Source organism: Aurantiacibacter xanthus (assembly GCF_003584015.1).
Classification (GTDB): Bacteria; Pseudomonadota; Alphaproteobacteria; order Sphingomonadales; family Sphingomonadaceae; genus Alteraurantiacibacter; species Alteraurantiacibacter xanthus.
In genome coordinates this window covers 36735-60942 of record NZ_QXFM01000020.1, presented here as the reverse complement: position 1 = coordinate 60942, position 24208 = coordinate 36735, and the positions used below count along the sequence as shown (strand labels likewise).

Sequence of the window (24208 nt, the reverse complement as noted above, 5' to 3'; positions counted from 1 at the left end):
CCTCTTTGTCTGTCCGGCCGCGCGATTCCCGCGCCTGCCTAACGAAATCAGCCAGCTTCTGGGCAATCTTGGTAAAGATTTCGCAAAGGTATTGGCTGCTTGTGCGCGGGTGGTCGCAAGATGGTTGCCGCCAGTCGCCAACGATTGCATGGCCGTCGTCGTCCGCCTAGGCGGGCGCATCAGCGGGGACGGAACCTTCATGCACAATTCGGATCGCGCCGGCCTGCTTTATGCGCTTGCCGGTTTCTGCACCCTTTCGATCGGCGATGCGATCGTGAAGGGGATGATGGGCACCTGGCCCGCGCCGGCCATGGCGGCCACACGCTATGTGGTGGGCAGCGCGCTGCTGGCCCTCCTGCTGGCGCGCAGCGAAGGGGTAAAGGCGCTCGCCCTTCCGCGCGACAAGCTGCAATGGGTGCGCGGGATGGCGATCAGCTGTGCCGCCATCGGCATGTTCTTCGCCGTCTGGGTGATGCCGCTGGCCGAGGCGACCACCATCGCCTTTACCCAGCCGGTGATCACGGCGCTGCTGGCGATGATGTTCCTTGGCGAACGGGCGCGCAAGAGCACCTGGATCGCTTGTGGCATGGCCTTTGTCGGCGTGATTATCGTGCTGCGGCCCAATTTCGAGGCTGCTGGCTGGGGCGTGCTGTTCCCGCTGATGGCCGCCTGCGCCATGGCGGTGACGATCATCGCCAACCGCAAGGTCCACGGGCGCGCCAGCGTGCTGGCGATGCAATACTACATGTCGGTCACGGCAATGATTATCCTCCTCACGGTGACGGTCGCAGGGCACCTCAGTGGTCTGGAGCCTTTCGTGCTGACCTGGCCGCACTGGACGGTGCTGGCGCGCTGCGCGCTGATCGGATTCACCGCGACCCTGGCGCAATGGCTGATCTACATGGGCACGGCGAAGGCCGGGGCGGGCACCGTTGCGCCGATGACCTACGGCCAGTTGCTGATGGCCATCACGATGGGTTGGGTGTTCTTCGACGATGTTCCGGACGGGCTCGCCGTCGTGGGTGCGGCGATCATTATCGGCGCCGGGCTCTACCTCTGGCACGACGGGCGCACGCGCCGACCTGCCTAGCAGGTCATTCCCCGGTCTTGCGGACCCAGGCGGTGAGCGTGCGCTTTTGTATGCCGGCCGTGGCGATAGCGCGGTAATCGGCTGCGATCGCCGCCTTGACCAGCGCATTTGCTTCCAGGTTCTGCTGGGTCACGGGGCGATTGGCGGTCACGATGACGCTGGGCCGAGTGGCGAGCACGCGCGCGACCTCGCCGGTCTGATCGATCCCGAGCGCCTCGGTTTCGAGCGCGTTGTTGAGGTGATCGGGATAGACGAACCGGGTCGGCACGCATGAGCCGGTCATCCGGTAAAGCGAGGTGGGGCCGTCGAACAGCCACAGGCACTTGCTCTTCGCATCGACGTGGGGCGCAATGGCGGCGGCAAATCGGTCGGCGGCGTGCCGTTCCTGCTGCGACCGCTCGCTGCGGTTGGGAATGTTGTGAAGGTAGGCAAGGCTTCCCAGCAAAAGCAGGCTGAGTGCGATGCGCAACACGGCCCTGCTGTCGAACAGCGGCACCGCCAGCAGCGCGGCGGGGCCGGCGAACCCGGCGAAATAGTAGCCGTAGACCGTGCTGGGCAGAAACACCGAGGCGACCGACGCAGCGCCAAAGAGCGCGAACAGGCGCCATGCCGCCCAGTCGCGCGGGCGGGACATGCGAAAGGCGGCGTAGATGCCACCGATAGTGAAGATCGCCACCGGTGCGGTGAGGATGCGATAGCCGCTTTTCCAGCGCCCCTGCTGTGCGGGCAGGCGGTCGAAGAAGCTGACGAAGTTGGCGAAGAAAAACGCATCGAAACCGCCTGCGGCAAGGTAAAGCAAGGCCACCAGCACGGTGGGCAGCAGGCCGAGGGCGACGAACAGCAGCGCGCGCTTCGCCAGTGTTACCAGATCCGCCCCGCGCCGATATTCGATCCACAGCGCATAGCACCCGAACACGAGGCAATGCGGAATGACGGTGTATTTCACCTGCAGCGCGATCCCGCCGATCAACATGGCGAGCGCGGCCCGGCGGGTGAATGCGCGATGGTCGGGTTCGGCCAGCAGCCGCACCATCGCCAGCAACAGCGGGGTGAAGAACACCTCGCTCTGTCCTGAGTAGCTGCCGTAGAGCGCCAGCAGCGTCACCGTCACCATCCCGGCAAAGGTGGCCGCCAGCCGCCCGCCGATCAGCCGCGCATTGGCATAGGTGAGCCAGCCGGAGGCGAAGGCCGCGAGGGCCGCAGCGATCTGAAAGGCGATGGGGCCGGGGCCGAACAGCAGATGCGCGAGGCCGAAGATGGCGAACAGGCCGAACGGCTTGCGGTCCCACCAGTCGACGTAAGGAAGCTCGCCATATTGCAAGCGCCAGCCGATGAACGAATAGAGCTGCTCGTCGTAGTCGGCCACCGGATCGCCGAACCACATGACGCGCGTCGCCAGCACCACTGCCAGCAGCGCGAGCAGGCCGGGCCCGTTGTGGCGCAGGTAGGCGCCAAGGCCGGTGCTGCGGTGTTGCAGGTTTGACGGGATGGCCACGGGCGAGGTCTTTCTCATCGGGAAACGGGCTTGTCGTAGCCTTGGGAAGGCGCTTGGTTACTCTGGTGAAGCCTGCCAGCCAACAGCCCACTGGCGCCAATGCAACCTGCTGGCTGTGTGAGCGACCGCTCGGGCGGCGGGTTCAATTCCATCATGTCGTGCCCAAGGCCAAGCGCGGCAAAACAACCGTGCCGGTCCATCCGATCTGCCATCGCACGATCCACGCCTGCTTCACCAACGCTCAGCTTTTGCGTCTGGGCGGAGCGCGGGAGCCGTTGGTAGCTGACGCGGAGGTGGCCAAGTTCCTGCGCTGGATTGCCGACAAGCCGCCCGACTTTCACGCGCCCACCCGCCGTCAGCGAAGGTGACGAAGTTGACAGCGCGACCGTCCCGGCATTGCTCAGATTATCCAGTTGTATCAGTAACTTGATGCGGCGGGGCGAAGTTGACACTTGGGCGGAATTCACGCGCGGCTTTCCTCTTCGATACATGGCGGCGAGGTGCGTAGCTGTGCCACGTTCGCGTGTCTGTAGGAAAGCTCCGCCCTTATCGGCGCGGCAGGCTCTTCATGCCCTTGGTGCGGCTGGTAAGGTGATAGTCGCGGCACAGCTGGCAGCGATAGGGGCGCAAGGTGATCTCGGCCTTGAGCGCCACGGCGATGGCCTCGGCCTCGCTGGAAAAGCGCCGCTTGCGGGCGCAGACGCCGGGGCGCGTGTTCACGCCCCGGCCTCTTCGTCAGTCGTCGACATGCTCGGCGAGCACGGTCAGACCCTTGTCGCCCACTTCGGCAAAGCCGCCGCGGACCATGATGCTTTCGGGCTGCGCGCCGGCGGTCTTGAAGACCTGCACCGTGCCGTCGGCAATCGTCGACATGAAGGGCGCGTGGCCCTCAAGCACGCCGAACTCGCCCTCGCTCCCGGGGACGACCACCATGTGGACCTCCTCGGAGCGGACCAGCTTTTCCGGCGTCACGAGTTCGAAATGCAGAGCCATTGTTCCATCCTTACCCCCTCCCGCTTGCGGGAGGGGCAGTGAGACTTGGTCCTGCCGTGGCAGGGCCTAGTCGCAGCGGGGTGGGCCCTTGCGGGCCCATGCCCACCCCCGACCCCTCCCGCAGGCGGGAGGGGAGTGAGAAAGCTTACGCCTCTTCGGCCAGCTTCTTGGCCTTGGCGACCGCTTCTTCGATGCCGCCGACCATGTAGAAGGCCGCCTCGGGCAGGTGGTCGTATTCGCCGTCGACAACCGCCTTGAACGAACGGATCGTGTCTTCGAGCTGGACGAACTTGCCCGGAATGTTGGTGAACACCTCGGCCACGTGGAACGGCTGCGACAGGAAGCGCTGGATCTTGCGGGCACGGGCCACGGTCAGCTTATCTTCTTCGCTCAGCTCGTCCATGCCGAGAATGGCGATGATGTCCTGCAGGCTCTTGTACTTCTGCAGGATCTCCTGAACGCGGCGGGCGGTCTCGTAGTGCTCGGTGCCGACAACGCGCGGCTCCAGCACGCGCGAGGTTGAGTCGAGCGGGTCGACCGCCGGGTAGATGCCCAGCTCCGAAATCGCGCGGTTCAGCGTGGTGGTCGCGTCAAGGTGCGCGAACGAGGTGGCAGGAGCCGGGTCGGTCAAGTCGTCCGCGGGGACGTAGATCGCCTGCACCGAGGTGATCGAGCCCTTGGTGGTCGAGGTGATGCGTTCCTGCAGGTTGCCCATGTCGGTCGACAGGGTCGGCTGGTAGCCCACCGCCGAAGGAATACGGCCGAGCAGCGCCGACACTTCCGAACCGGCTTGCGTGAAGCGGAAGATGTTGTCGACGAAGAACAGCACGTCCTGGCCTTCCTGATCGCGGAAATATTCCGCCATGGTCAGGCCCGACAGCGCGACGCGGGCACGTGCGCCCGGCGGCTCGTTCATCTGGCCGTAGACCAGCGCCACTTTCGAACCTTCAGAGGTGGCAACGCCGTTCTCGTCCTTGGCGATAACGCCGGCGTCGAGGAACTCGTGGTAGAGGTCGTTGCCCTCGCGGGTGCGTTCACCGACGCCCGCGAACACCGAGACGCCGCCGTGGCCCTTGGCGATGTTGTTGATCAGCTCCTGAATGAGCACAGTCTTGCCCACGCCGGCACCGCCGAACAGGCCGATCTTGCCGCCCTTGGCGTAAGGCGCGAGCAGGTCGATGACCTTGATGCCGGTGACCAGAATGGCCGCTTCGGTCGACTGTTCGAGGAAGGGCGGGGCTTCGGCGTGGATCGGGGCGGTCTGCTCGGCACCGATGGGTCCGAGTTCGTCGATCGGCTCGCCGACGACGTTCATGATGCGGCCGAGCGTCTTGGGTCCGACCGGCACCGAGATCTGCTTGCCGGTCGAGATCACTTCCTGACCACGGGTGAGGCCGTCGGTGCCGTCCATCGCGATGGTGCGCACGGTGTTCTCGCCGAGGTGCTGGGCGACTTCGAGGACGAGCGTGGTGTCGCCGTTCTTCGTCTCCAGCGCGGAGAGGATTGCGGGCAGCTCGCCGGGGAAGGTCACGTCGACGACAGCGCCGATGACCTGGCTGATCGAGCCATTGGTGGTCTGATTGAGGACGGGTGCGGTAGCCATTGTTTACCTCGGGTTCTTAGAGCGCTTCCGCGCCGGCAATGATTTCAACGAGTTCGGTGGTAATCGCGGCCTGACGGCTGCGGTTGTACTGGACGGTCAGCTTGTCGATCAGCTCGCCCGCGTTGCGGGTGGCGTTGTCCATCGCGGTCATCGAGGCGCCTTGCTCCGATGCCTCGCGTTCGAGCAGCGCGCCGAACAGCTGGGTCTTGATGTAGCGCGGCAGCAGCTCTTCGAGGATTTCCTCTTCGCTCGGCTCGTACTCGACGACGGCACCAGTGTCGGTGACCGTCTCGGGTACGGGGACGGGCAGGATCTGCACGGTGGTGGGGTCTTGCGCCAGCGCGCTCTTGAACACCGGGTAGACGAGGTGAGCGACATCGAACTCGCCCTTCTCGAACCGGGCGACGAGATCGTCGGCAATCGCTTCGGCCTCGGGGAAGCCCACGTTGCGCACTTCGCTGGTGTCGAAGCCGTCGCCGATCTGGCTGGCATAGTCGCGCTTGAGCGGCGCGCGGCCCTTCTTGCCGACGAGGTAGAAGGTGACCTTTTTGCCCGCCGCTTCCAGCGCCTTGGCCTGCCGCTTGGCTTCCTTGACGATGTTGGCGTTAAGACCGCCGCACAGGCCCTTGTCGGTGTTGACCACCACCAGCAGGTGCCGGTCGGTCTTGCCGGTGCCCGAGAGCAGCAGCGGCGCATCCGAGCCGCTCACCTTGCTGGCAAGCGAGCCCATGACGCCAGCGAGACGCTCGGCATAGGGACGCGCGGCCTCGGCTGCGGCCTGAGCCTTGCGCAGCTTCGCCGCGGCGACCATCTGCTTCGCCTTGGTGATCTTCTGCGTCGACTTGACCGACTTGATGCGGTCCTTGAGTTCCTTGAGACTTGCCATGTTCTAGTCCCCTGATCCGTTCGCCCTGAGCTTGTCGAAGGGCTGCACTTACTTGGTCACGGTGCGCTTGAAGAAGAACGGCGCTTCGACAGGCTCAGCACGAGCGGAATGAGGGGTTAGCTCCTCTATCTCTTAGGCGAACTGCTTGGCGAAGGCGTCGAGGCCTGCGACCACGGCATCCTTGTCCGCGCCTTCGAACTTGCCGCTCGAACGGATCGAGGACAGCGTGTCGGCGTGGTGCTGGCGCATGTAGCTGAGCATCGCGGCTTCGTATTCGTTCACGCGGTTCACCGGAATGCTGTCGAGATAGCCGTTGGTGCCCGCGAAGATCGACACCACCTGCTCTTCCACCGGCATCGGCGAGAACTGGGCCTGCTTCAGCAGCTCGGTCAGGCGCGCGCCGCGGTTGAGCAGCTTCTGCGTCGCCGGGTCGAGGTCCGAACCGAACTGCGCGAAGGCCGCCATTTCGCGGTACTGCGCCAGCTCCAGCTTGATCGAACCGGCGACCTTCTTCATCGCCTTGGTCTGCGCCGAACCGCCCACGCGGCTCACCGACAGACCCACGTTGATGGCCGGACGGATACCCTGATAGAACAGGTCGGTTTCGAGGAAGATCTGGCCGTCGGTGATCGAGATCACGTTGGTCGGGATGTAGGCCGACACGTCGCCAGCCTGGGTCTCGATGATCGGCAGCGCGGTGAGCGAGCCGCCGCCGTTTTCGTCGTTCATCTTGGCCGCACGCTCGAGCAGGCGGCTGTGGAGATAGAACACGTCGCCCGGATAGGCTTCGCGGCCCGGCGGGCGGCGCAGCAGCAGCGACATCTGACGGTAGGCGACAGCCTGCTTCGACAGATCGTCATAAACGATCAGGCCGTGCATGCCGTTGTCGCGGAAGAATTCGCCCATCGCAGCGCCGGTGTAGGGCGCGAGGTACTGCAGCGGAGCCGGCTCCGAAGCGGTGGCGGCCACGACGATGGAATATTCCATCGCGCCGTTCTCTTCGAGCTGCTTGACGATCTGCGCCACGGTCGAGCGCTTCTGGCCCACGGCGACGTAGATGCAGTAAAGCTTCTTGCTGTCGTCGTCGCCGTTGTTCCAGCCCTTCTGGTTAATGAAGGTGTCGATGGCGACGGCGGACTTGCCGGTCTGACGGTCACCGATGATCAGCTCGCGCTGGCCGCGGCCGACGGGAACGAGCGCGTCGATCGCCTTGAGGCCGGTCTGCACGGGTTCGTGCACCGACTTGCGCGGGATGATGCCGGGGGCCTTCTTCTCGACGCGCTCGCGGGTCACGTCGGTGAGCGGGCCCTTGCCGTCGATCGGGTTGCCGAGCGCGTCGACCACGCGGCCGAGCAGGCCCTTGCCGACGGGAACGTCCACAATCGTGCCGGTGCGCTTGACGCTGTCGCCTTCCTTGATCTCGGCGTCCGAGCCGAAGATCACGACGCCGACGTTGTCCGCTTCGAGGTTCAGGGCCATGCCCTGGATGCCGTTGGCGAAGGCGACCATTTCGCCTGCCTGCACATTGTCGAGCCCGTGGATGCGGGCGATGCCGTCACCAACCGACAGCACGGTACCGACTTCGCTGACTTCGGCTTCGGTGCCGAAGTTGGCGATCTGGTCCTTGATGACCTTGGAGATTTCTGCGGCGCGGATTTCCATCATTGAGCCTTTCGGTAATCGGCGTTTCAGGCGCTCTTCATGGCCTGGGCAAGCGAGTTGAGACGGGTGCGGATCGAGCTATCGATGCGCTTGGAACCAATGGTGACGACGAGCCCGCCGAGAAGGTCGGGGTCGACGCGGGATTTCAGCTTCACCGTGCGGCCTTCGCGGGCACGCAGGCGGCTTTCCAGCTCACCCAGCTGGCTGTCGCTGAGCGGGTGCGCCGAGGCGACTTCGGCCTGCACTTCGCCGCGCTGGGCCGCCGCGATGGCGGCGAAGGCGCGAATCATGCCGGGCAGATCGGCCACGCGGCGGTTGCTCGCCAGCACGCCGAGGAAATTCTTGGTGAGGGGCGAGAGCGCAAGGTGATCGGCGATGCCCGCCATCACGTTTGCGATCTGCGACCGTTTGATCTCAGGATTGCGGATCAGGGCACGCAGCTCACCCGATTCGCGCAGTGCGGCATCGAGTTTGTCGAGGTCGGATTCGACCGACGACACGGTGCCCGCCTCGCTGGCGAGATCGAACAGGGCCGAGGCGTAACGCCCTGCCAGGCTGGCCTGAATACCGGCGGAAAGCTCCACGCGCGAAATATCCTTCAAACTGTCCGAGTAGACGATGTGTGTTTCGCCGGAGAATTAGGGCACTTAGAGCGCCCCCCGGCAAACTCGGCGCGCGCCTAGCATCGGGTGGATTTGGATGCAAGGCCGGGGGGCAAGGCTTTGGGGCGGAAAGTGTGTCCGCCGTCAGTCCGCACCGGCTTTGGCCAGCGTGCAGGTGTAGACGAGCCGCTCGTTCGGGCGGTCGGGCAGGGCCGAAACCACGGTGCTCTGATCGATTCCCAGCTGCGTTGCGGCCTGATCGCCAGCGCCGCACTGCGGGGCCTCGTATTTGCCGCGCCGTTCGCGCGCTTCGCTCATCGCATCACGGTCGAGCAGATAGCGCTCGACCACATATTCCCGCGCTTCGGGATCGAACCGGTTGACCGACACGGCGGCCTCGGACGACGGGACGAGCACGCGGGTCCAGTCGCCGGCGTTGAGGCCATACTGGGTGCGCCCGTTGACGCAGCCCTGCGCGGTCCAGCCGATTTCGACGTCCTGCTCGGGCGCGCTGGTCACGCGGCTGCGCTGCTGGTCGAGCACGCAGGAATAGGTTGCCTGCGAGAGAATCGCGCCGCTCGGCTTGTCGCCGGGATCGGCGCCGGCCTCACCGTCGGCCTGTTCGGCATTGAGAGCGGCCTCCAGCTCGTTCTCGATATCGGCGAAGGCGGGGCGGGTGAGCCAGGCGACGAGTGCTGCGACCAGGGCCACAATCGCCACGCTGCCGGAAATGGCGCGCATCCGCATATCGGCGCGCAGATGCATAAGGTAGGCAGTGCCGCCCGCCGCCAGCGCGATGATGAACAGCAGCAGCGCGAGCGCCATCTGGTTCGTGCGGGCATCGATGGTGCGATAGGTGATGTCGCGGCGCAGCTCGTCGCGGCGCATGGCGAGCGCAGCCTCGGCGGCGGCGGTGCGACGCTGCTCGGCGGCGAGGGTCTGCTGGCGGCGTGCCTCGTCCTCGGCGTCGAGCTCGGCGAGCGAGCGGCAGGGCAGGGCGTTGAGCTGCGGCTGAATATCGTTGGCGCGCAGGAACGGCAGCAGTTCGCGCGTGCTCACCGCGAAGAAAAATTCGGCCTCGGTGCCTTCGCTTTCGGCGCCGAACGAGTTGACCCCGATCACGCGCCCGCAGTTATCCACCAGCGGACCGCCCGAGTTGCCGCGCGCGATGGGCGCGGTGTGCAGCAGGGTGTCCATCTCGCGGCTCGGGCGGCGGCCCGAAAGGAAGCCGGTGCTGAGCACGGGCGGGGTGGCGCGGAACAGGTCGTTCTGGTCGAGCCCCTGCGCGCGGTCGACGTTCATGGGGTAGCCGATGGCGGTGACGGCGCTCTGCCCGCTGGCCGGATTGCCCGCGATGGTGAGCACCGGCAGGTTCATCGGCTTGGTGGTGGCGAGAATCGCCAGATCGTTGCGCGGGCTGACCGAAATGGGGCGGGCATAGACCGCGTCGCCACCCTCTGGCGGGACGATCCCGATGGCGAGGCGCTTGTCCTCGATGGCGGGATTGATGACATGGGCATTGGTCACGATCCGCTCGCCTGCGACCACGAAGCCGGTGCCGTGGGCGATGGGGAAGATCTCGTCGCCATCGCGTCCGATGATGACCACGCGCACCACGCCGCGCGCGGCGGCGGCGATATCGGCCTCGTCGGCCTGGGCCGGTGCGGAGGGAACCATGGCGGCGAACAGGAGGCTCAGCGCCAGCGCGAGGATGCGGGTGGTGTGCAGGATCATGGCGCTCCTTTCGCCTCTTCACGCTTCGAGCGCAAGATTCGGGAAGCATAGCTCCCAATCTCTGCTTAGATAGCGGGCATGGATCTTTCGCATACCCAGATGGCCGAAGCCTTCGCCCGGCGCGACCGCGCTTTCGACGGGCGCTTCGTGGTGGGTGTGGTGTCGACCGGGATCTATTGCCGCCCCTCGTGCCCGGCGCGCCGTCCGCGTCCTGAGAACTGCCGCTTCTTCACACGGGCCGACGAGGCGGAGGGCGAGGGCTTTCGGGCCTGCAAACGTTGCTGCCCCGGCGATGTCGCGCGCGATGAGGCGGCGGTGAACAGGGCGCTGGCGATGCTGCGAGAACAGGCGCGGCCCGTCGCGCTGGCCGAACTGGCCAAGGCTTGCGGCTATTCGCCCACCCATTTGCAGCGTGTGTTCGCCCGTGCGACCGGGCTGTCACCGGCCGCCTATGGCCGGGCCTTGCGGCAGGAGGCCGCGCGCGCCAGCCTGAGCGAAGAGGGCAAGGTCACCGAGGCGATCTATGCGGCAGGCTTCGAAGGGCCGAGCACGTTCTATGCGGATATGGAAGGAACACTGGGCATGACACCATCGGCATGGGCGCGCGGCGGCGCGGGTGTGGCGATCAGCTGGGCGGTGGTGGAGACGAGCCTCGGCCCGATGCTGCTGGCCGCGAGCGACAAGGGCGTGTGCCGGCTCTCGTTCAACGAGGGCGAGGAGGATCTGCGCGCCCGCTTCCCGCGCGCCGAGCTGATCGCGGGCGGAGCGGATTTTGCCGCGCTGGTGCAGCAGGTCGTGGCGGCGGTCGAGACGCCGGGGACGGGGCCGGACATTCCGCTCGACGTTGTCGGCACGGCCTTCCAGCAGCGCGTGTGGGACCAGCTGCGGGCGATTCCCCCGGGCGAGACGCGCAGCTATGGCGAGATTGCCGCCGCGCTCGGCCAGCCGGGGGCGAGCCGCGCGGTGGGCAGCGCCAATGGGGCGAACCCGGTGGCGGTGCTGGTGCCGTGCCACCGTGTGGTGCAGGCCGGCGGGGCGCTGGGCGGCTATGCCTATGGCGAGGCGATCAAGCGCGAATTGCTGCGGCGCGAGCGCAAGGCCTAGGCCAGCCGCCGGAGCGCCGCGCTTACGCGTCCGCCTGCTGCGAACCCAGAGCGCTCAGCGGAATGGTGATCGTGACCGTGGTGCCATCGCCGCCGGTCTCGACAGCGAATGTGCCGCTGATCCGGGTGGTCAGGTCGCGCACGATCCGCGCGCCGAGGTTGCCGGTGTTGGGCCAGTCGATGTCCTCGGGGATTCCGCGCCCGTTGTCGGCGACCTGCAGGCAGGCATGGTCGCCGCTGTCGTCGCGCCACAGGCGCACGGCCACTTCGCCCGCCTCATCCTGGGCAAAGCCGTGCTGGAGCGCATTGGTGAGCAGTTCCGACACCAGCAGCCCCACCTGCGAAGCGCTGTTGAGCGTGGCGCGCACCTCGTCGGTTTCGAGGTTCATGCGCACCTCGCGGTGGCCGTCGATCATGTTGAGCGCGCTGCACACGCGGCTGACATAGGCGCCCAGCGCAATCGAGCCCTTGCCCTCGCTGCCCGAGCGGCTGAACTCGTCATAGAGCATGTTGAGCGCCTCGACCCGGTTGGCGAGCACGCCGAGCGAATCCTTGGTGTCGGTGGTGCGGCGCGATTCGAGCCGGATCAGCGAGAGCAGCAGCGAGAGGTGATTTTTCACCCGGTGCTGAACTTCGCGCAACTGCTCGTCGAGCCGGGCGGCGCGTTCGGCAAAGGCGCTGTCGGTGGGATGCTCCGACTGGATGCCGAGGAAATGGGTGACGGTATCGCCATCGCGCAGGGGCGAGATCAGCAGCCGGTTTACGAACGGCTCGCCATCGGCGCGATAGTTGAGGATATCGACCGTAATCTCGCGTCCGCTTTCAAGCGCCTCGCGGATCAGTTGGCGGTCGGCGGGGTTGGTGTCGTTGCCCTGCAGGAAGCGGCAGTTCTTTCCGATCACGAACTCGCGGTTGAAGCCCGTGATGCGCTCGAACGCACGATTGACATAGACCAGCGGCAGATCGGGCAACTGCGCATCGGCGATCACCAGCGCGAAGGGGAGGAAGTCCATCGTATCGCGCGAAATGCCCTCGGGAACGGGGGGCGCATTGGTATGGTCGAAGCCGTTGGTGCTGTTTTTGCCCTGCGGAGCGTCGTCCATCTCGTTCAATTTCCGGTCGTTTGAAAAGCCTGAAATTAGCTTTCTAGGGTCATAATTGCCTAGCGCCTAGAGGGCTTTGCATGAGCGTGCACTAAACAAAGTTATAAGGGTCGATATCAATGCCAACGCGCACGCCGGGCGGATGTTGCACCTCGGAGAGCCATTTGCGGATGGTCTGTTGCAGCTGCGCGCTGCGCCGCGCGTTGACCAGCAGACGGAAGCGATAGCGGCCGCGCAGCAGGGCGAGCGGGGCTGGCGCAGGGCCGTAGATTTGCAGGTCGGGCAGGCGCGGGCGGGTGTCGCCGATGCGGTTGGCGGCCATGCGCGCTTCGGCCTCGTCCTCGGAGGAGACGATGATCGCCGCCCAGCGTCCGAACGGCGGGGCATGGGCATGGCGGCGCGCCTCGGTTTCGGCTGCGTAGAAGGCGTCGCGGTCGCCTGCGGCCAGCGCGGCGATGACGGGGGCATCGGGGTGGCGGGTCTGGATCAGCACCTCGCCCGGCTTGGCGCCGCGTCCGGCCCGGCCCGCCACCTGCGCGATCTGCTGATAGGTCCGTTCGGCGGCGCGCAGATCGCCGCCTTCGAGGCCGAGGTCGGCATCGATCACGCCGACGAGGGTGAGTTCGGGAAAGTGAAAGCCCTTGGTGACCAGCTGGGTGCCGACGATCACGTCGATCGCGCCGTGCTCGGCCTCGGCCACGAACTGGGCGGCGCGTTCGGGCGAGTTGAGCGTGTCGGATGTCGCCACGGTCACCCGCGCATCGGGCAGGATCTTGGCGACTTCATCGGCAATCCGCTCGACGCCGGGGCCGCAGGGGACAAGGCTGTCCGCCGCGCCGCATTCAGGGCACGCCTTGGGCGGCGGCATCTCGTGGCCACAATGGTGACAGGCGAGCCGCGCGGAAAAGCGGTGCTCGACCATCCACGCGCTGCAATTTGGGCACTGCAAGCGGTGTCCGCAATCGCGGCACAGCGTAAGCGGGGCATAGCCGCGCCGGTTGAGGAACAGGAGCGACTGCTCGCCCTTTTCGAGCCGCTGGAACAGCGCGCGGCGCAGCGGCGGGGCGATCCACTCGCCGCGCTCGGGCGGTTCCTCGGTGAGGTCGACCAGCTGGATATCGGGCAGCTGCGCCCCGCCGAAACGGCTCGGCAGCACCAGCCGCTCGTAAACCCCGCTGTCGGCCATGGCGAGACTTTCGAGCGCCGGGGTGGCCGAGGCGAGCACCACCGGAATACGCTCGAAGCGGGCGCGCATCACCGCCACGTCGCGCGCATTGTAGCGCACGCCATCGTCCTGCTTGAAGCTGATCTCGTGCGCCTCGTCGACCACGATCAGGCCGAGCCGCGCATAGGGCAGGAACAAGGCCGAGCGCGCGCCGACCACCACCTGCGCTGTGCCAGCGGCAATGGCGCGCCAGGCGCGGCGGCGCTCGGTCGCCTTGAGCGATGAGTGCCACTGCACGGGCGCGGCGCCGAACCGCTCCTCGAACCGGCGCAGGAAGGCCTCGGTCAGCGCGATTTCCGGGAGCAGCACCAGCACCTGCTTTCCGTGTTCCAAGGCGCTGGCGATGGCTTCGCAATAGGTCTCGGTCTTGCCCGAGCCGGTCACGCCGTCGAGCAGGAACGGGGCGAACCCGCCGCCCGAGGTCGCCGCGACCAGCCGCGCGGCGACCTCGGCCTGCTGTGGGCTGAGTTCGGGCACGGCATAGTCGGCGCGGGCCTGCGGGTAGGGCCGGTCGCAGTCGACCGCGACCGGCTCCAATGCGCCCTGGTTGACGAGCCCGCGCAGCACCGCCTCGCTTACGTCCGCCATGCCCGCAAGTTCGCGCAGCGAGGCCTGCTCGCCCTCCAGCGCGGCGAGCGCCTGTTCGCGCTTGGCGGTCATGCGTTCGGGCATTCCGCCGGTGAGTCGGTATTCGGTCATGGTCGCCGCCCCGCGCAGCGCCGCCGAGCTGGCGATCACCATCCGCGCCACCGAGGCCATCGGGGCGCAATAATAGTCGGCGCACCATTCGATCAGCCGCCGCAGTTCGGCCTTGATCGGCGGTACGTCGCAGACCCCGATCAGCGGGCGCAGGCGCGAATCGTCGATCCGTTCGGCGGGGAGGCGGTCTTCCTCCCACACGATCCCGAGCACCTGCCGCGGCCCCAGTGGAACCACCACTACCGCACCTGCGTTCACCTCCACGCCATCGGGCACCCGGTAATCCAGTGGACCCAATGCGGCGTTCATCATCAGCAGGCGGACACGTTTTGCAGGCACGCAGGCAATATGGGAGCAGCCCCACGAGGCGGGCAAGGGCGAGGAGTGCGACTATGACCGATAATGTTCTTTCCACCGGCGGGCCGGTGCTTGGCAGGCGGCTGTTTCTGGGCACTGCCGTGGGCGGCGCGGTGCTGATGCTGCCGGGCTGTGCGAGCATGGGCGAGTTCAGCCTCGAAGATGCGGTGCGTAGGCTGCTGTTCCTCTCGTCGGAACGCGCCTTTGCGCGGCTGACCGACGATGGCGGCTACTGGGACAACGCCGTCGACACCATCGGGCTGGAGCGGCTGCTGGGCACGCGCGGCAATGTGCTCGCCTCGATCCTCACCTCCAGCATCTTCAAGCAGCGGCTCAACGACAGCTTTGCCGATATCGCCATCGATGCGGCTGCCCGCGCGGCGCCGCTCGTCACCGATGCGGTGCGCACCATCGGGGTCGGCAACGCGCTGGCGCTCGTGCGCGGCGGGCCGACGGCGGCCACCTCCTATCTGCGCGGGCAGATGGGCAATGCCCTGATCGAGGCCATGGTGCCCGAACTGGGCGAGGCGATGCGTTATGCGCAGGATCCGCTGGTGGGCGAATTGCTCGCCGGGCTGACCGGGATCGACGTGCCGGGCGTGGCGCGCAATTTCTCCGCCAGCATCAACGATGCGATCTGGGGCGAGATCGGCGGCGAGGAAAGCGCGATCCGGGCCAATCCGCGCGAGACCAACGATCCGGTGCTGATCAGCGTGTTCGGCGTCGGCGCGCAGCTCTGACCGGTTCGGTCAGGGTTTCCAGGCGAGCGTGAGAATGGCCACGTTGTTGAGCGTATCCTCGCGGTTTTCCTTCACGGTGTAGATGCCGCGATAGGCGACGCTGACCGTGAATTCGTCGTCGAGATGGTGGCGTAGGCCGATCTCGCCGCGCCACTGATCGCCGCGCTGGGTGGTGTTGTCATCGTGGTTCTGCAGGATGAAAAGCGCTTCGGCGCCGACCCACAGGTCGGTGTCCGGCACGATCGGCTGCGAATACTGGACGTTCTGGCGCAGGCGAAATTCCACACGGTCGGCACCATCGAAGAAGCGTTCCTCGAAGCGGGTGCGGGCCGAGAAATGGCCCGATGACAAGACCATCTGCTGATGCGGGCGGATTTCGTGTCCTCCGGCAAAGTTAATCACTGCGCCGCCGCCGCCCAGCTTGATGCCCTTGGCCACCCGCGTTTCGAACGTGGTGCGGACCTGAAAGATGTTGGAACTCTCACGCCAGCGCGGGGAGATCTCGGTCGTGTTGCTGACCCCGTTGGCAACCGGAAAGGTGCCGGTGAGATAGAGCCAGTACTGCGTATCCTGATCCTGGGCAGAGGCAGGCGCGCTGCAAGCGGCGACCGCGCCAAGGGCGGCACTCGCGGACAGGACGACAGATCGGAACATGCGCAGGGTAACTCCTCGTAACGGCACTGATATCGAACCACGTTTGTGACGTTTTCGTGGCGCATCTGGGTCTTCGTTATGACACAGATGTGACAGCCTGTGGCCTGCGCGAAAAAAGTTCACGCTCCTGGCTCTTTTCATGGCAGGCCACGGCCTCTGCCCCGCTGTTGCACCCGGACGGGCTTGGCACTTTTGCTTCGCTGCTCATATAGGCTGGAGCAATGGCAGACGAATCCCCCCTCGATCGCTTCAAGCTCGCGCTGACGGGCGCCGCCCGCGCTATTGCGCGTGACCCGGAAACCGAGGTGAACTGGACCGCCGACGCGCCTTTCGCTGCCGGCAAGATGATGCGCGTGCCCTCGCCGGGGCGCGAAGTCCCGGCCGCGCAGGCGCGTGAGGTGCGCGGCTTTGCCGACAGCTTTGCGCTCAAGATGCGGCACCACAATGCGCGCCTGCACAAGGCGCATATGCCCGAGGATCTGGAAGCGCGCGCCTGTTACGATGCGATCGAGCGCGCCCGTTACGAGGCTTTGGGCGAGCGCGACTATGTGGGAATGCGCGCGAACCTCGCCGCCATGACCGAGCAGCGCCTGTCCAGCGACGCAATCACCCGCGCCGAGGAAGCAGGCGAAGTGCCGATGCAGACCGCGCTCGGCCTGATGCTGCGCGAACAGCTGACCGGGCAGCCCATTCCGCTTGCTGCCCGCGCTGGGGTGGAACTGGTGCGCGAACATATCGAAAGCCGCATCGGCGACGATTTCGAACGCCTCACCGACGCGCTGGAGGATCAGGCCGCGTTCCAGTCGCTGGCGCTCGACATGCTGCGCCATCTCGACATGGTGCCGGTCGAGCAGGAACCCGACGACAGCGGCGAGGAAGAGGACAACCCCGACGAATCGGGCGACCAGCAGGACGAAACCGACGAGCAGGACGGCGCCGACCCGTCCGACCAGCCCGAGGTCGCCGCCGAAGGCGCCGAGGGTGAGGAAGGCGAGGGCGAAGGGCAGGAGCAGGATTCCGGCGAACAGGAGATCGGCGAGGGCGATCCCGGCGACGACGGCGAGGAGATGATGGTCCCCCAGCGCCGCAACGCGCCGTGGCAGGACCTGCCCGAGGGCTTCGACTACAAGGCCTTCACCACCTCGTTCGACGAAGTGGTCGAGGCGACCGAACTGTGCGACTTCGACGAGCTCGACCGGCTGCGCGCCTATCTCGACAGCCAGCTGGCGGGCCTTGCGGGCGTGGTGACGCGACTGGCCAACCGGCTTCAGCGCCGCCTGATGGCGCAGCAGAACCGCAGCTGGGACTTCGATCAGGAAGAAGGCCTGCTCGATGCCGCGCGGCTCGCCCGCGTGGTGATCTCGCCGGGGCAGTCGCTCAGCTACAAGGTCGAGCAGGAGCAGGAGTTCAAGGACACCGTCGTCACGCTGCTGATCGACAATTCGGGTTCGATGCGGGGCCGTCCGATCTCCATCGCCGCGATCAGCGCCGATATCATGGCGCGCACGCTGGAGCGGTGCGGGGTGAAGGTCGAGATTCTCGGCTTCACCACCCGCGCGTGGAAGGGCGGGCAAAGCCGCGAGAAGTGGCTCGCCGATGGCAAGCCCACCACTCCGGGCCGCCTTAACGACCTCAGGCACATCATCTACAAGAAGGCCGACGAGCCGATGCGCCGCGCGCGCCGCTCGCTGGGTCTGATGATGCGCGAGGGACTGCTGAAGGAGAACATCGACGGCGAGGCGCTGCTGTGGGCGCACGAGCGCTTGCTCGCCCGCCCCGAAGACCGCCGCATCCTGATGGTGATCTCCGACGGCGCACCGGTCGACGATTCGACCCTGAGCGTGAACAGCGCGGGCTATCTCGAACAGCACCTGCGCAAGGTGATCGACTGGATCGAGAAAAGCTCGCCCGTGCAGCTGGCCGCCATCGGGATCGGCCACGATGTCACGCGCTATTACAAGAAGTCGGTGACGATCATGGATGTCGAGCAACTCGGCGGCACGATCATCGAGCAGCTGGCCGATCTGTTCGAGGTCGACTAGCGGCTCAGCCCTGCGAAAGGCAGACTTACGATGCGCAAGATTGTCCTGTTCGTGGCCTTGCTGGTGCTGGCCTTTCCCGCCTGGTATTTCGTCTCCCCATGGCTGGCGATGAAGAACGTCGCCGATGCGGCAGAGGCCCGCAACACCGCCGAGCTGGAGGCGGCGATCGACTTTCCCGCACTGCGCGAGAACACGCGCGCGCAGCTCGATCGCTCGATCCGCCCCACCGGCAACGGGCTGGTCGATGGCATCGGCGGGGCGATCCTCGGCGCGGTGGGCGATACGGCGCTGGAGGCGATGATCACGCCCGAGGGCATGGTCGCCATCATCACCACCGGCGCGGTGGCCAGCCCCTTGCTGCCGCCCGAAATGCGCGGCCGCGAGCTGAGCTGGAGCGTCGAGCATGAGGGCCTGACCCGCTTTCGCGGCGTGAGCACCTACGCTGACAGCGGCACGCCCGGCCCGGTGCTGGTGTTCGAACGGCGCGGGCTCGGCTGGCAGGTGGTGGCGATGGAGCTTTAAGGGCGAAAGCCGCGAAAGAGCCCCGCCACCCGAAAGCGGCGGGGCCAAGGCGAGAAACTGGCGCATTGGGAGCCAGCCCCTCAGGGTCGCATCGGGTTAACTCCTGATCGCGCGAAAAGGCTCCCGGCCAAAGTGAAGAAATCTGACGAGGGGGGCTGACAGGCCAGTGGCAAGCCAGCCATTGATTAGTCGCCACGCTTCGCGCATCAGGCGCGGCATATGACGCAGCTGGTCCTGTTCAATTCGCTCACCCGGCAACTCGAGCCGTTTTCTCCCGTCCACGAGGGCGAGGCGCGGGTCTATACCTGCGGCCCGACCGTCTATAACTACCCGCACATCGGCAACATGCGCGCCTATGTCTTCGCCGACATTCTGGGCCGCACCCTGAGCGCGCGCGGGCTCAAGCTCACGCACGTAATCAACATCACCGATGTGGGCCACCTCACCGACGATGCCGATGCGGGCGAGGACAAGATGGAGAAGATGGCGGCGCAACGGGCGCAGTCGATCTGGGATATCGCGCGGCACTATACTGAGGCCTATTGGGCCGATGTGAAGGCGCTCAACATCCGCGCGCCAGCGCACTGGTCGGTGGCGACCGATTACATCGACGACATGCTCGACTTCGCCAAGAGCATCGCCGCTGACCATTGCTACGAGCTGGACAGCGGGCTCTATTTCGACGTTTCGACCGTGGCCGACTATGGCCGCCTTGCCCGCGCTGTCACCGAAGAGGGCGAGGGCCGGATCGAGGCGGTGCAAGGCAAGCGCAACGCCGCCGACTTCGCGATCTGGCGCAAGACCCCGCCGGGCGAGACGCGCCAGATGGAGTGGGATTCGCCGTGGGGCCGGGGCGCTCCGGGCTGGCATCTCGAATGCTCGGTGATGAGCGGCAAGCTATTGGGCTTCCCGTTCGACATTCACACCGGCGGCATCGACCACCGCGAGATCCACCATCCCAACGAGATCGCGCAGAATCAGGCCTTCTGCGGCTGCGGCTCGCTGGCCGAGCCCGCCAACAGCGGCGCGCGCGTGTGGATGCACAACAACTTCCTCGTCGAGCGCAGCGGCAAGATGAGCAAGTCCTCGGGCGAGTTCCTGCGGCTGCAACTGCTGATCGACAAGGGTTTTCACCCGCTCGCCTACCGGATGATGTGCCTGCAGGCGCACTACCGCAGCGAGCTGGAGTTCTCGTGGGAGGGGCTGGAGGCTGCGCTCACCCGTCTGAAGCGGATGCTGATCGCGGTCGAGGTGCTGAAGGCCAAGCTCGATGCACTGCCCGAGGCTCCGCAAGGCGGCTGGACCTTTGCCGAAGCGCGCGGCGCAGTGGGCGGAACCTTCGTCCCGTTCCTCGGCCGGTTCGAAAGCGCGGTGGAGGACGATCTCAACACCCCGCAGGCGCTGACCGTGCTCGAAGAGGTGCTGGCGCAAAAGAAGCTCGATCCGGTGCACAAGGCGCAGGTGATCGCGGCGATGGATGCGGTGCTGGGGCTCGACCTGCTGACCCTCACCCGCGCCGAGCTGCGTATCAGACCGCAGGTAGCCACGATCACGGCGGCGGACATCGAAGACATGCTCGCCCGCCGCAAGGCTGCGCGCGCGGACAAGGACTTTGCCACCTCGGACGCGCTGCGCGACGAACTGATCGCGCAAGGGGTCGAGGTGATGGACGGCGATCCGCTGGGCTGGGAGTGGAAGCTTGGCTCTTAGCTCGTCATTGCGAGGAGCCAAAGGCGACGTGGCAATCCATCGCGGAGATTGTCGACCAAGCTAGTCATCGGAAGTTGGATTGCTTCCCCCGGCTCAGGGCCGGTGTTGCAATGACGGAAATTGGAGAGGGGAAAAATGACAATCGCAGTTCTTCCAGAGGTTTACCGCAAGCTGATCGCGCCGCATCTGCCGGACTGGATCGAGCCGCGCTTCTGGGAGAACGGCGAGGAACTGATCGCCCTCGCGTCCGAGGCCGAGATCGGCTGGTTCGACATGTTCGACAAGACCGATGCACTGGTGGCGCTGGAGCGGGCCGAAAAGCTCAAATGGCTGAACAGCCAGTTCGCCGGGGTCGACTGGATGCCGCTTGATGCATTGGCGGCGCGCGGGGTGCGGCTCACCAATGGCTCGGGCCTCAATGCCAATGCCGTGGCCGAATTCGCGGTGATGACGATGCTCGCCGAGGCGCGCGGCTATGCCGACCTGATCCGCGCGCACGATCGCAAGGAGTGGGCCGCCTGGCCCAGCGCCATGCGCGAGCTGAAGGGCAGCCGTGCGCTGATCATGGGCTACGGCGAAATCGGCAGCACCATCGGGCGCATTCTCGAAGGCTTGCAGGTCGAAGTCACGCCGATGCGGCGCTCGGCGCGCGATGGTGCGCTGGGGCCGGACGAATGGCGCGACCGCCTCGGCGACTTCGACTGGGTGGTGCTCGCCATGCCGGGCACGCCCGAGACCGCCGGAATGATCGGCGCTGCCGAACTCGCCGCGATGAAGCGCGAGGCAGTGCTGGTGAACTATGCCCGCGCCGACATTATCGACCAGCGCGCGCTGGCCGAGGCGCTGCATGGCGGGCGTTTGGGCGGGGCGATCCTCGACCTCACCGATCCCGAGCCACTGCCCTCCGACCATTTTCTGTGGGATTGCCCGAACATCCGCATCACCATGCACAAGGCGGGCTTGCCCACGCCGCAGATCCGCGAAGCGACCGCGCAGCGCTTCCTCGCCAATTGCCGTGCCTGGAAGGATGGCGCGCCGCTCACCGCCGAGGTCGACCTCGCGCTCGGATACTAGCGGTCCCCCCTGCGTTGGCATAGCGTGACCCGGCAAGTGACCGGAAGCCATGCAACTGCGGGGATGACCGAATGCAGCTCAAAGATACCTATCCGCTTTACCTCAACAACAAGGCCGCCCAGCCCAACACCGACCTTGCCGTAACCGACAAGTTCACCGGCGAGCTTGCCTTCCGCACCGCGCTCGCCACGCCCGATATCATCGAGCAGGCGATTGCCGGGGCGGCCAGGGCGGCTCCGGCCATGGCGAAGCTGGCGAGCTTCGAGAAGCAGGGCGTGCTCGAACACTGCGTCAGCCGTTTCCGCGAGCGGTTCGACGAGCTGGCCTATGCGCTGTGCGTGGAGGCGGGCAAGCCGATCAAGGATGCCGAGGGCGAGGTCACCCGGCTGATCGACACCTTCAAGATCGCGGCGGAGGAGGCCACCCGCAACTATGGCGAGGTCCAGCCGCTCGACATTTCGGCGCGGGCCAAGGGCTATATGGGGATATGGAAGCGGGTGCCGATCGGGCCGTGCTCGTTCATCAGCCCGTTCAACTTCCCGCTCAACCTCGCCGCGCACAAGATCGCGCCCGCCATCGCGGTCGGTTGTCCCTTTGTGATGAAGCCCGCTTCGATGACCCCGCTCGGCGCGATCATCATGGGCGAGGTTCTGGCCGAATGCGACATTCTGCCCGAGGGCGCCTTCTCGATCCTGCCCGCCAGCCGCGACGGGGCCGACCTCTTCACCACCGACGAGCGGCTCAAGTTCCTCTCGTTCACCGGCTCGCCCGAGGTGGGCTGGGCGCTGAAGGCGAAGGCGGGCAAGAAGCCGGTGGTGCTCGAACTGGGCGGCAATGCAGCGGTGGTGGTCGACAAGGACGCCGACCTCGATCACGCGCTTGAACGCATCATTTTCGGCGCCTTCTACCAGAGCGGGCAGAGCTGCATCGGCGTGCAGCGGATCATCATCCACGAAGACATCTACGATACGTTCAAGGCAATGCTGGTCGAGAAGACCCGGTCGCTGGTGGCGGGTGACCCGAAAGACCGCGATACCTTCATCGGCCCGATGATCTCGGACAAGGAGGCCCAGCGCCTCAAGGGCTGGATCGACGATGCGGTGAAGGCCGGGGCCAAGCTGCTGTGCGGCGGCGGGCTCTCGAACGGTAACATGCTGGAGGCGACCCTGCTCGAAGGCGTGCCGCATGACTGCGATGCGAGCAAGGAAGAGGCGTTCGGCCCGCTCGCCAACCTCTCGAAGTTCACCGACTTCTACGAGGCGCTCGATCAGGTGAACGACAGCCGGTTCGGCTTGCAGGCGGGCATCTTTACCAACAACTTCCAGCAGGTGCTCGATGCCTGGGACATCCTTGAGGTCGGCGGCGTGGTGGTGAACGATGTGTCCAGCTACCGGGTCGACAACATGCCCTATGGCGGGGTGAAGGATTCAGGGCTGGGCCGTGAAGGTATCCGCTTCGCGATGGAAGATATGACCGAAATCAGGAACCTCGTGATCCGGCGCGTCTAGAGAAAGCGGGGGCAGTGGGGCTGCGGACGGAGGCCTTGTCCGCAGCCGCGCTGCCCCCTTGCGCTGGGGAAGGTCAGCTTTCTTCCAACAGCAGCAATTCGCAGGTGACGGTCAGCACCGCCGGGTCGAGGCAATGGTCGACTTCGACCACCGCCGCGTCGGCCACGAGCTGGCCGGGGATGGCGAACTCGTGCTCGGGCAGGAACGCGATGAAGCACTCGCCTGCCTCGATGGCCTCGTCGCCGCGGAATTCGAGCGTCACCCGGTGGCGGGTGCCGGCAAAGGTGATGCTGGCCCAGCTGGCCTCCTGATGATGCGTAACGCGGGCCTTGCTACAGGCGAGGTCTGCGAGCGCCGCAAGCAATTTGCCCGAGGTGCCGGTGCGGCGGGAGCGGGCAGGGCGGTGCGCGACGGCGGCATCATGCATGACAAAACACTCCCGGCGCAGCTGGTACGTACATGTTCATGAAATGTTCCACGCGCCCTTCGGTTTCGGCGCGAGGGCGGCGTCCGTTGCGCAGGTCGAGCACGAAGCGCGGGTCTTGCGCTGCGAGGCGGCCAAAGGTGGTGGGCGCCATGCGATAGCGGCGCAGGAAGATCTCGATCTTGCGGATGAGCACAGCCTGATTCCCTTTTCAGTTCTTGTTTTGTTCCAGCATTGACCCGATCGCGATTCGGTGCCGCCAACGATACGGAAAATTCGGCTCTTGTCTAGGAAAAATACTTCGTGTAGGAAGGATTTTCGAATGATCGCAGGAAAACGATAATGGAAGCCAGAAGACGACTTGCCGAAGTTGCCCGAGAGCGGGGATCGAGTCTGGCTGCGCTCTCGCGCATGTTAGGGCGTAATCCCACTTATCTCCAGCAATACATTACAAAGGGCTCGCCGCGAAAGCTCGAAGAGGAAGACCGGCGCAAGCTGGCCCAGTTCCTCGGCATAGCCGAATCCGAACTTGGCGCTCCATCGGAGCTGGTATCGCAGCGGGTGGGGGACTGGGTCGAGCTTTCGCGTCTCAATATCGATGCTTCTGCAGGCCCCGGGGCTCTCCACCACACCGAGGAGTCGTTCGATGCGTTTCACTTCAGCCGCCGTTGGCTGGCCGAAAACGGACTGGAGGGGGCAAAGCTGTCTGCGATCCGGGTCATCGGCGATTCGATGGAGCCGCTGCTGCGTGAGGGTGACGAGGTGCTGGTCGACATGCGCGATCAGCCGTTCCGCGACGGCATTTATGTGGTGCGTCTCGACGATACGCTGCTGGTGAAGCGCGTGGCGAGCCAGGGCGGGGGGCGGTTCTCGCTGTTGTCGCAGAACCTCGCCTATCCGCCGATCTCGGTCGATGCCGAGGACTTCGCGATCATTGGCCGCGTGGTGTGGAAGAGCGGGCGCGTCTAGCGCGGGGCTTGCC

At 66.0% G+C, this 24208-nt stretch carries 23 protein-coding genes; 10 read left to right on the top strand and 13 right to left on the bottom strand.

Translation table 11 applies throughout. The features are described from left to right. Positions 1-148: 148 nt before the first annotated feature. Complete coding sequence (locus D2V17_RS20905) at positions 149-1090, top strand: DMT family transporter (RefSeq protein WP_220474054.1); 942 nt, start codon at positions 149-151, stop codon at positions 1088-1090. Between the two features lie 4 nt (positions 1091-1094). On the opposite strand, the gene D2V17_RS02900 is transcribed toward D2V17_RS20905, so the two are convergent. After that, on the bottom strand, positions 1095-2603 hold the full coding sequence (locus D2V17_RS02900; protein ID WP_119591634.1) for a glycosyltransferase family 39 protein: 1509 nt from the start codon (positions 2601-2603) through the stop codon (positions 1095-1097). A gap of 47 nt (positions 2604-2650) precedes the next feature. On the opposite strand from D2V17_RS02900, the gene D2V17_RS02895 reads away from it, so the two are divergent. Continuing rightward, complete coding sequence (locus D2V17_RS02895) at positions 2651-2953, top strand: HNH endonuclease (protein WP_119591661.1); 303 nt, start codon at positions 2651-2653, stop codon at positions 2951-2953. A gap of 178 nt (positions 2954-3131) precedes the next feature. On the opposite strand, the gene D2V17_RS21160 is transcribed toward D2V17_RS02895, so the two are convergent. From D2V17_RS21160 to D2V17_RS02865, 7 genes are all read right to left on the bottom strand, one after another. Next, positions 3132-3305, bottom strand: a complete 174-nt coding sequence (locus tag D2V17_RS21160; protein ID WP_191229046.1) for a hypothetical protein — start codon at positions 3303-3305, stop codon at positions 3132-3134. Positions 3306-3320: 15 nt separating this feature from the next. After that, a complete protein-coding gene (locus D2V17_RS02890; protein WP_119591633.1) occupies positions 3321-3578 on the bottom strand; it encodes an ATP synthase F1 subunit epsilon in 258 nt (85 codons plus the stop codon). A 145-nt stretch (positions 3579-3723) separates the two neighbouring features. Then, positions 3724-5181, bottom strand: coding sequence for a F0F1 ATP synthase subunit beta (gene atpD, locus D2V17_RS02885; protein ID WP_119591632.1), 1458 nt, complete (start codon positions 5179-5181; stop codon positions 3724-3726). 16 nt (positions 5182-5197) lie between these two features. Further along, on the bottom strand, positions 5198-6067 hold the full coding sequence (locus tag D2V17_RS02880; RefSeq protein WP_119591631.1) for a F0F1 ATP synthase subunit gamma: 870 nt from the start codon (positions 6065-6067) through the stop codon (positions 5198-5200). Positions 6068-6199: 132 nt separating this feature from the next. Further along, entirely contained in the window at positions 6200-7729 is a 1530-nt protein-coding gene (gene atpA / locus D2V17_RS02875; protein ID WP_119591660.1) for a F0F1 ATP synthase subunit alpha, read from the bottom strand. 26 nt (positions 7730-7755) lie between these two features. After that, entirely contained in the window at positions 7756-8313 is a 558-nt protein-coding gene (locus D2V17_RS02870; RefSeq protein ID WP_119591659.1) for a F0F1 ATP synthase subunit delta, read from the bottom strand. Positions 8314-8475: 162 nt separating this feature from the next. Then, a complete protein-coding gene (locus D2V17_RS02865; protein WP_119591630.1) occupies positions 8476-10065 on the bottom strand; it encodes a S1 family peptidase in 1590 nt (529 codons plus the stop codon). Between the two features lie 78 nt (positions 10066-10143). On the opposite strand from D2V17_RS02865, the gene D2V17_RS02860 reads away from it, so the two are divergent. Further along, entirely contained in the window at positions 10144-11169 is a 1026-nt protein-coding gene (locus D2V17_RS02860) for a bifunctional transcriptional activator/DNA repair enzyme AdaA (RefSeq protein ID WP_119591629.1), read from the top strand. Positions 11170-11191: 22 nt separating this feature from the next. Here the strand turns inward: D2V17_RS02860 and D2V17_RS02855 are convergent, their stop codons facing one another. Both D2V17_RS02855 and D2V17_RS02850 read right to left on the bottom strand, forming a co-directional pair. After that, positions 11192-12271, bottom strand: a complete 1080-nt coding sequence (locus tag D2V17_RS02855; RefSeq protein WP_119591628.1) for a PAS domain-containing protein — start codon at positions 12269-12271, stop codon at positions 11192-11194. A gap of 91 nt (positions 12272-12362) precedes the next feature. Then, a complete protein-coding gene (locus D2V17_RS02850; RefSeq protein WP_119591658.1) occupies positions 12363-14534 on the bottom strand; it encodes a primosomal protein N' in 2172 nt (723 codons plus the stop codon). Between the two features lie 53 nt (positions 14535-14587). Between D2V17_RS02850 and D2V17_RS02845 the strand changes: the two genes are divergently transcribed. Further along, the gene (locus D2V17_RS02845) at positions 14588-15292 is read left to right on the top strand and encodes a DUF4197 family protein (protein ID WP_119591627.1); all 705 of its coding nucleotides are present in this window, start codon (positions 14588-14590) and stop codon (positions 15290-15292) included. A gap of 9 nt (positions 15293-15301) precedes the next feature. On the opposite strand, the gene D2V17_RS02840 is transcribed toward D2V17_RS02845, so the two are convergent. Beyond that, positions 15302-15946, bottom strand: a complete 645-nt coding sequence (locus D2V17_RS02840) for a DUF2490 domain-containing protein (RefSeq protein ID WP_191229045.1) — start codon at positions 15944-15946, stop codon at positions 15302-15304. A 221-nt stretch (positions 15947-16167) separates the two neighbouring features. Here D2V17_RS02840 and cobT point away from each other — a divergent pair, with 221 nt between their 5' ends. The 5 genes from cobT (at position 16168) to D2V17_RS02815 (ending at position 22802) form a co-directional block, all read left to right on the top strand. Continuing rightward, entirely contained in the window at positions 16168-17988 is a 1821-nt protein-coding gene (gene cobT / locus D2V17_RS02835; RefSeq protein WP_119591625.1) for a cobaltochelatase subunit CobT, read from the top strand. 30 nt (positions 17989-18018) lie between these two features. Beyond that, on the top strand, positions 18019-18510 hold the full coding sequence (locus D2V17_RS02830) for a DUF2939 domain-containing protein (RefSeq protein WP_119591624.1): 492 nt from the start codon (positions 18019-18021) through the stop codon (positions 18508-18510). Positions 18511-18729: 219 nt separating this feature from the next. Continuing rightward, entirely contained in the window at positions 18730-20220 is a 1491-nt protein-coding gene (gene cysS, locus D2V17_RS02825; RefSeq protein ID WP_119591623.1) for a cysteine--tRNA ligase, read from the top strand. 135 nt (positions 20221-20355) lie between these two features. Further along, positions 20356-21294 (top strand): D-2-hydroxyacid dehydrogenase, encoded by a 939-nt coding sequence (locus D2V17_RS02820; RefSeq protein ID WP_119591622.1) that lies wholly within the window; start codon positions 20356-20358, stop codon positions 21292-21294. 71 nt (positions 21295-21365) lie between these two features. Next, the gene (locus D2V17_RS02815) at positions 21366-22802 is read left to right on the top strand and encodes an aldehyde dehydrogenase family protein (RefSeq protein ID WP_119591621.1); all 1437 of its coding nucleotides are present in this window, start codon (positions 21366-21368) and stop codon (positions 22800-22802) included. A gap of 73 nt (positions 22803-22875) precedes the next feature. On the opposite strand, the gene D2V17_RS02810 is transcribed toward D2V17_RS02815, so the two are convergent. Both D2V17_RS02810 and D2V17_RS02805 read right to left on the bottom strand, forming a co-directional pair. Next, positions 22876-23229 (bottom strand): hypothetical protein, encoded by a 354-nt coding sequence (locus tag D2V17_RS02810; RefSeq protein ID WP_119591620.1) that lies wholly within the window; start codon positions 23227-23229, stop codon positions 22876-22878. Next, positions 23222-23422, bottom strand: coding sequence for a hypothetical protein (locus tag D2V17_RS02805; RefSeq protein WP_119591619.1), 201 nt, complete (start codon positions 23420-23422; stop codon positions 23222-23224). Before D2V17_RS02805 ends, D2V17_RS02810 begins: the two co-directional genes overlap by 8 nt. Positions 23423-23568: 146 nt before the next feature. On the opposite strand from D2V17_RS02805, the gene D2V17_RS02800 reads away from it, so the two are divergent. Next, positions 23569-24195, top strand: a complete 627-nt coding sequence (locus D2V17_RS02800; protein WP_119591618.1) for a LexA family transcriptional regulator — start codon at positions 23569-23571, stop codon at positions 24193-24195. Positions 24196-24208: the final 13 nt, after the last annotated feature.

What these genes read in the sequence shown, in the direction of transcription:
- cysS (WP_119591623.1), top strand. Translation starts at nt 18,730, where the DNA reads ATGACGCAGCTGGTCCTGTTCAATTCGCTCACCCGGCAACTCGAGCCG.
- D2V17_RS02845 (WP_119591627.1), top strand. Translation starts at nt 14,588, where the DNA reads ATGACCGATAATGTTCTTTCCACCGGCGGGCCGGTGCTTGGCAGGCGG.
- D2V17_RS02820 (WP_119591622.1), top strand. Translation starts at nt 20,356, where the DNA reads ATGACAATCGCAGTTCTTCCAGAGGTTTACCGCAAGCTGATCGCGCCG.
- atpA (WP_119591660.1), bottom strand. Translation starts at nt 7,729, where the DNA reads ATGGAAATCCGCGCCGCAGAAATCTCCAAGGTCATCAAGGACCAGATC.
- D2V17_RS02865 (WP_119591630.1), bottom strand. Translation starts at nt 10,065, where the DNA reads ATGATCCTGCACACCACCCGCATCCTCGCGCTGGCGCTGAGCCTCCTG.
- atpD (WP_119591632.1), bottom strand. Translation starts at nt 5,181, where the DNA reads ATGGCTACCGCACCCGTCCTCAATCAGACCACCAATGGCTCGATCAGC.
- D2V17_RS02815 (WP_119591621.1), top strand. Translation starts at nt 21,366, where the DNA reads ATGCAGCTCAAAGATACCTATCCGCTTTACCTCAACAACAAGGCCGCC.
- D2V17_RS02890 (WP_119591633.1), bottom strand. Translation starts at nt 3,578, where the DNA reads ATGGCTCTGCATTTCGAACTCGTGACGCCGGAAAAGCTGGTCCGCTCC.
- D2V17_RS02830 (WP_119591624.1), top strand. Translation starts at nt 18,019, where the DNA reads ATGCGCAAGATTGTCCTGTTCGTGGCCTTGCTGGTGCTGGCCTTTCCC.
- D2V17_RS02860 (WP_119591629.1), top strand. Translation starts at nt 10,144, where the DNA reads ATGGATCTTTCGCATACCCAGATGGCCGAAGCCTTCGCCCGGCGCGAC.
- D2V17_RS02880 (WP_119591631.1), bottom strand. Translation starts at nt 6,067, where the DNA reads ATGGCAAGTCTCAAGGAACTCAAGGACCGCATCAAGTCGGTCAAGTCG.
- D2V17_RS02840 (WP_191229045.1), bottom strand. Translation starts at nt 15,946, where the DNA reads ATGTTCCGATCTGTCGTCCTGTCCGCGAGTGCCGCCCTTGGCGCGGTC.
- D2V17_RS02810 (WP_119591620.1), bottom strand. Translation starts at nt 23,229, where the DNA reads ATGCATGATGCCGCCGTCGCGCACCGCCCTGCCCGCTCCCGCCGCACC.
- D2V17_RS02900 (WP_119591634.1), bottom strand. Translation starts at nt 2,603, where the DNA reads ATGAGAAAGACCTCGCCCGTGGCCATCCCGTCAAACCTGCAACACCGC.
- D2V17_RS02855 (WP_119591628.1), bottom strand. Translation starts at nt 12,271, where the DNA reads ATGGACGACGCTCCGCAGGGCAAAAACAGCACCAACGGCTTCGACCAT.
- D2V17_RS20905 (WP_220474054.1), top strand. Translation starts at nt 149, where the DNA reads ATGGCCGTCGTCGTCCGCCTAGGCGGGCGCATCAGCGGGGACGGAACC.
- cobT (WP_119591625.1), top strand. Translation starts at nt 16,168, where the DNA reads ATGGCAGACGAATCCCCCCTCGATCGCTTCAAGCTCGCGCTGACGGGC.
- D2V17_RS02800 (WP_119591618.1), top strand. Translation starts at nt 23,569, where the DNA reads ATGGAAGCCAGAAGACGACTTGCCGAAGTTGCCCGAGAGCGGGGATCG.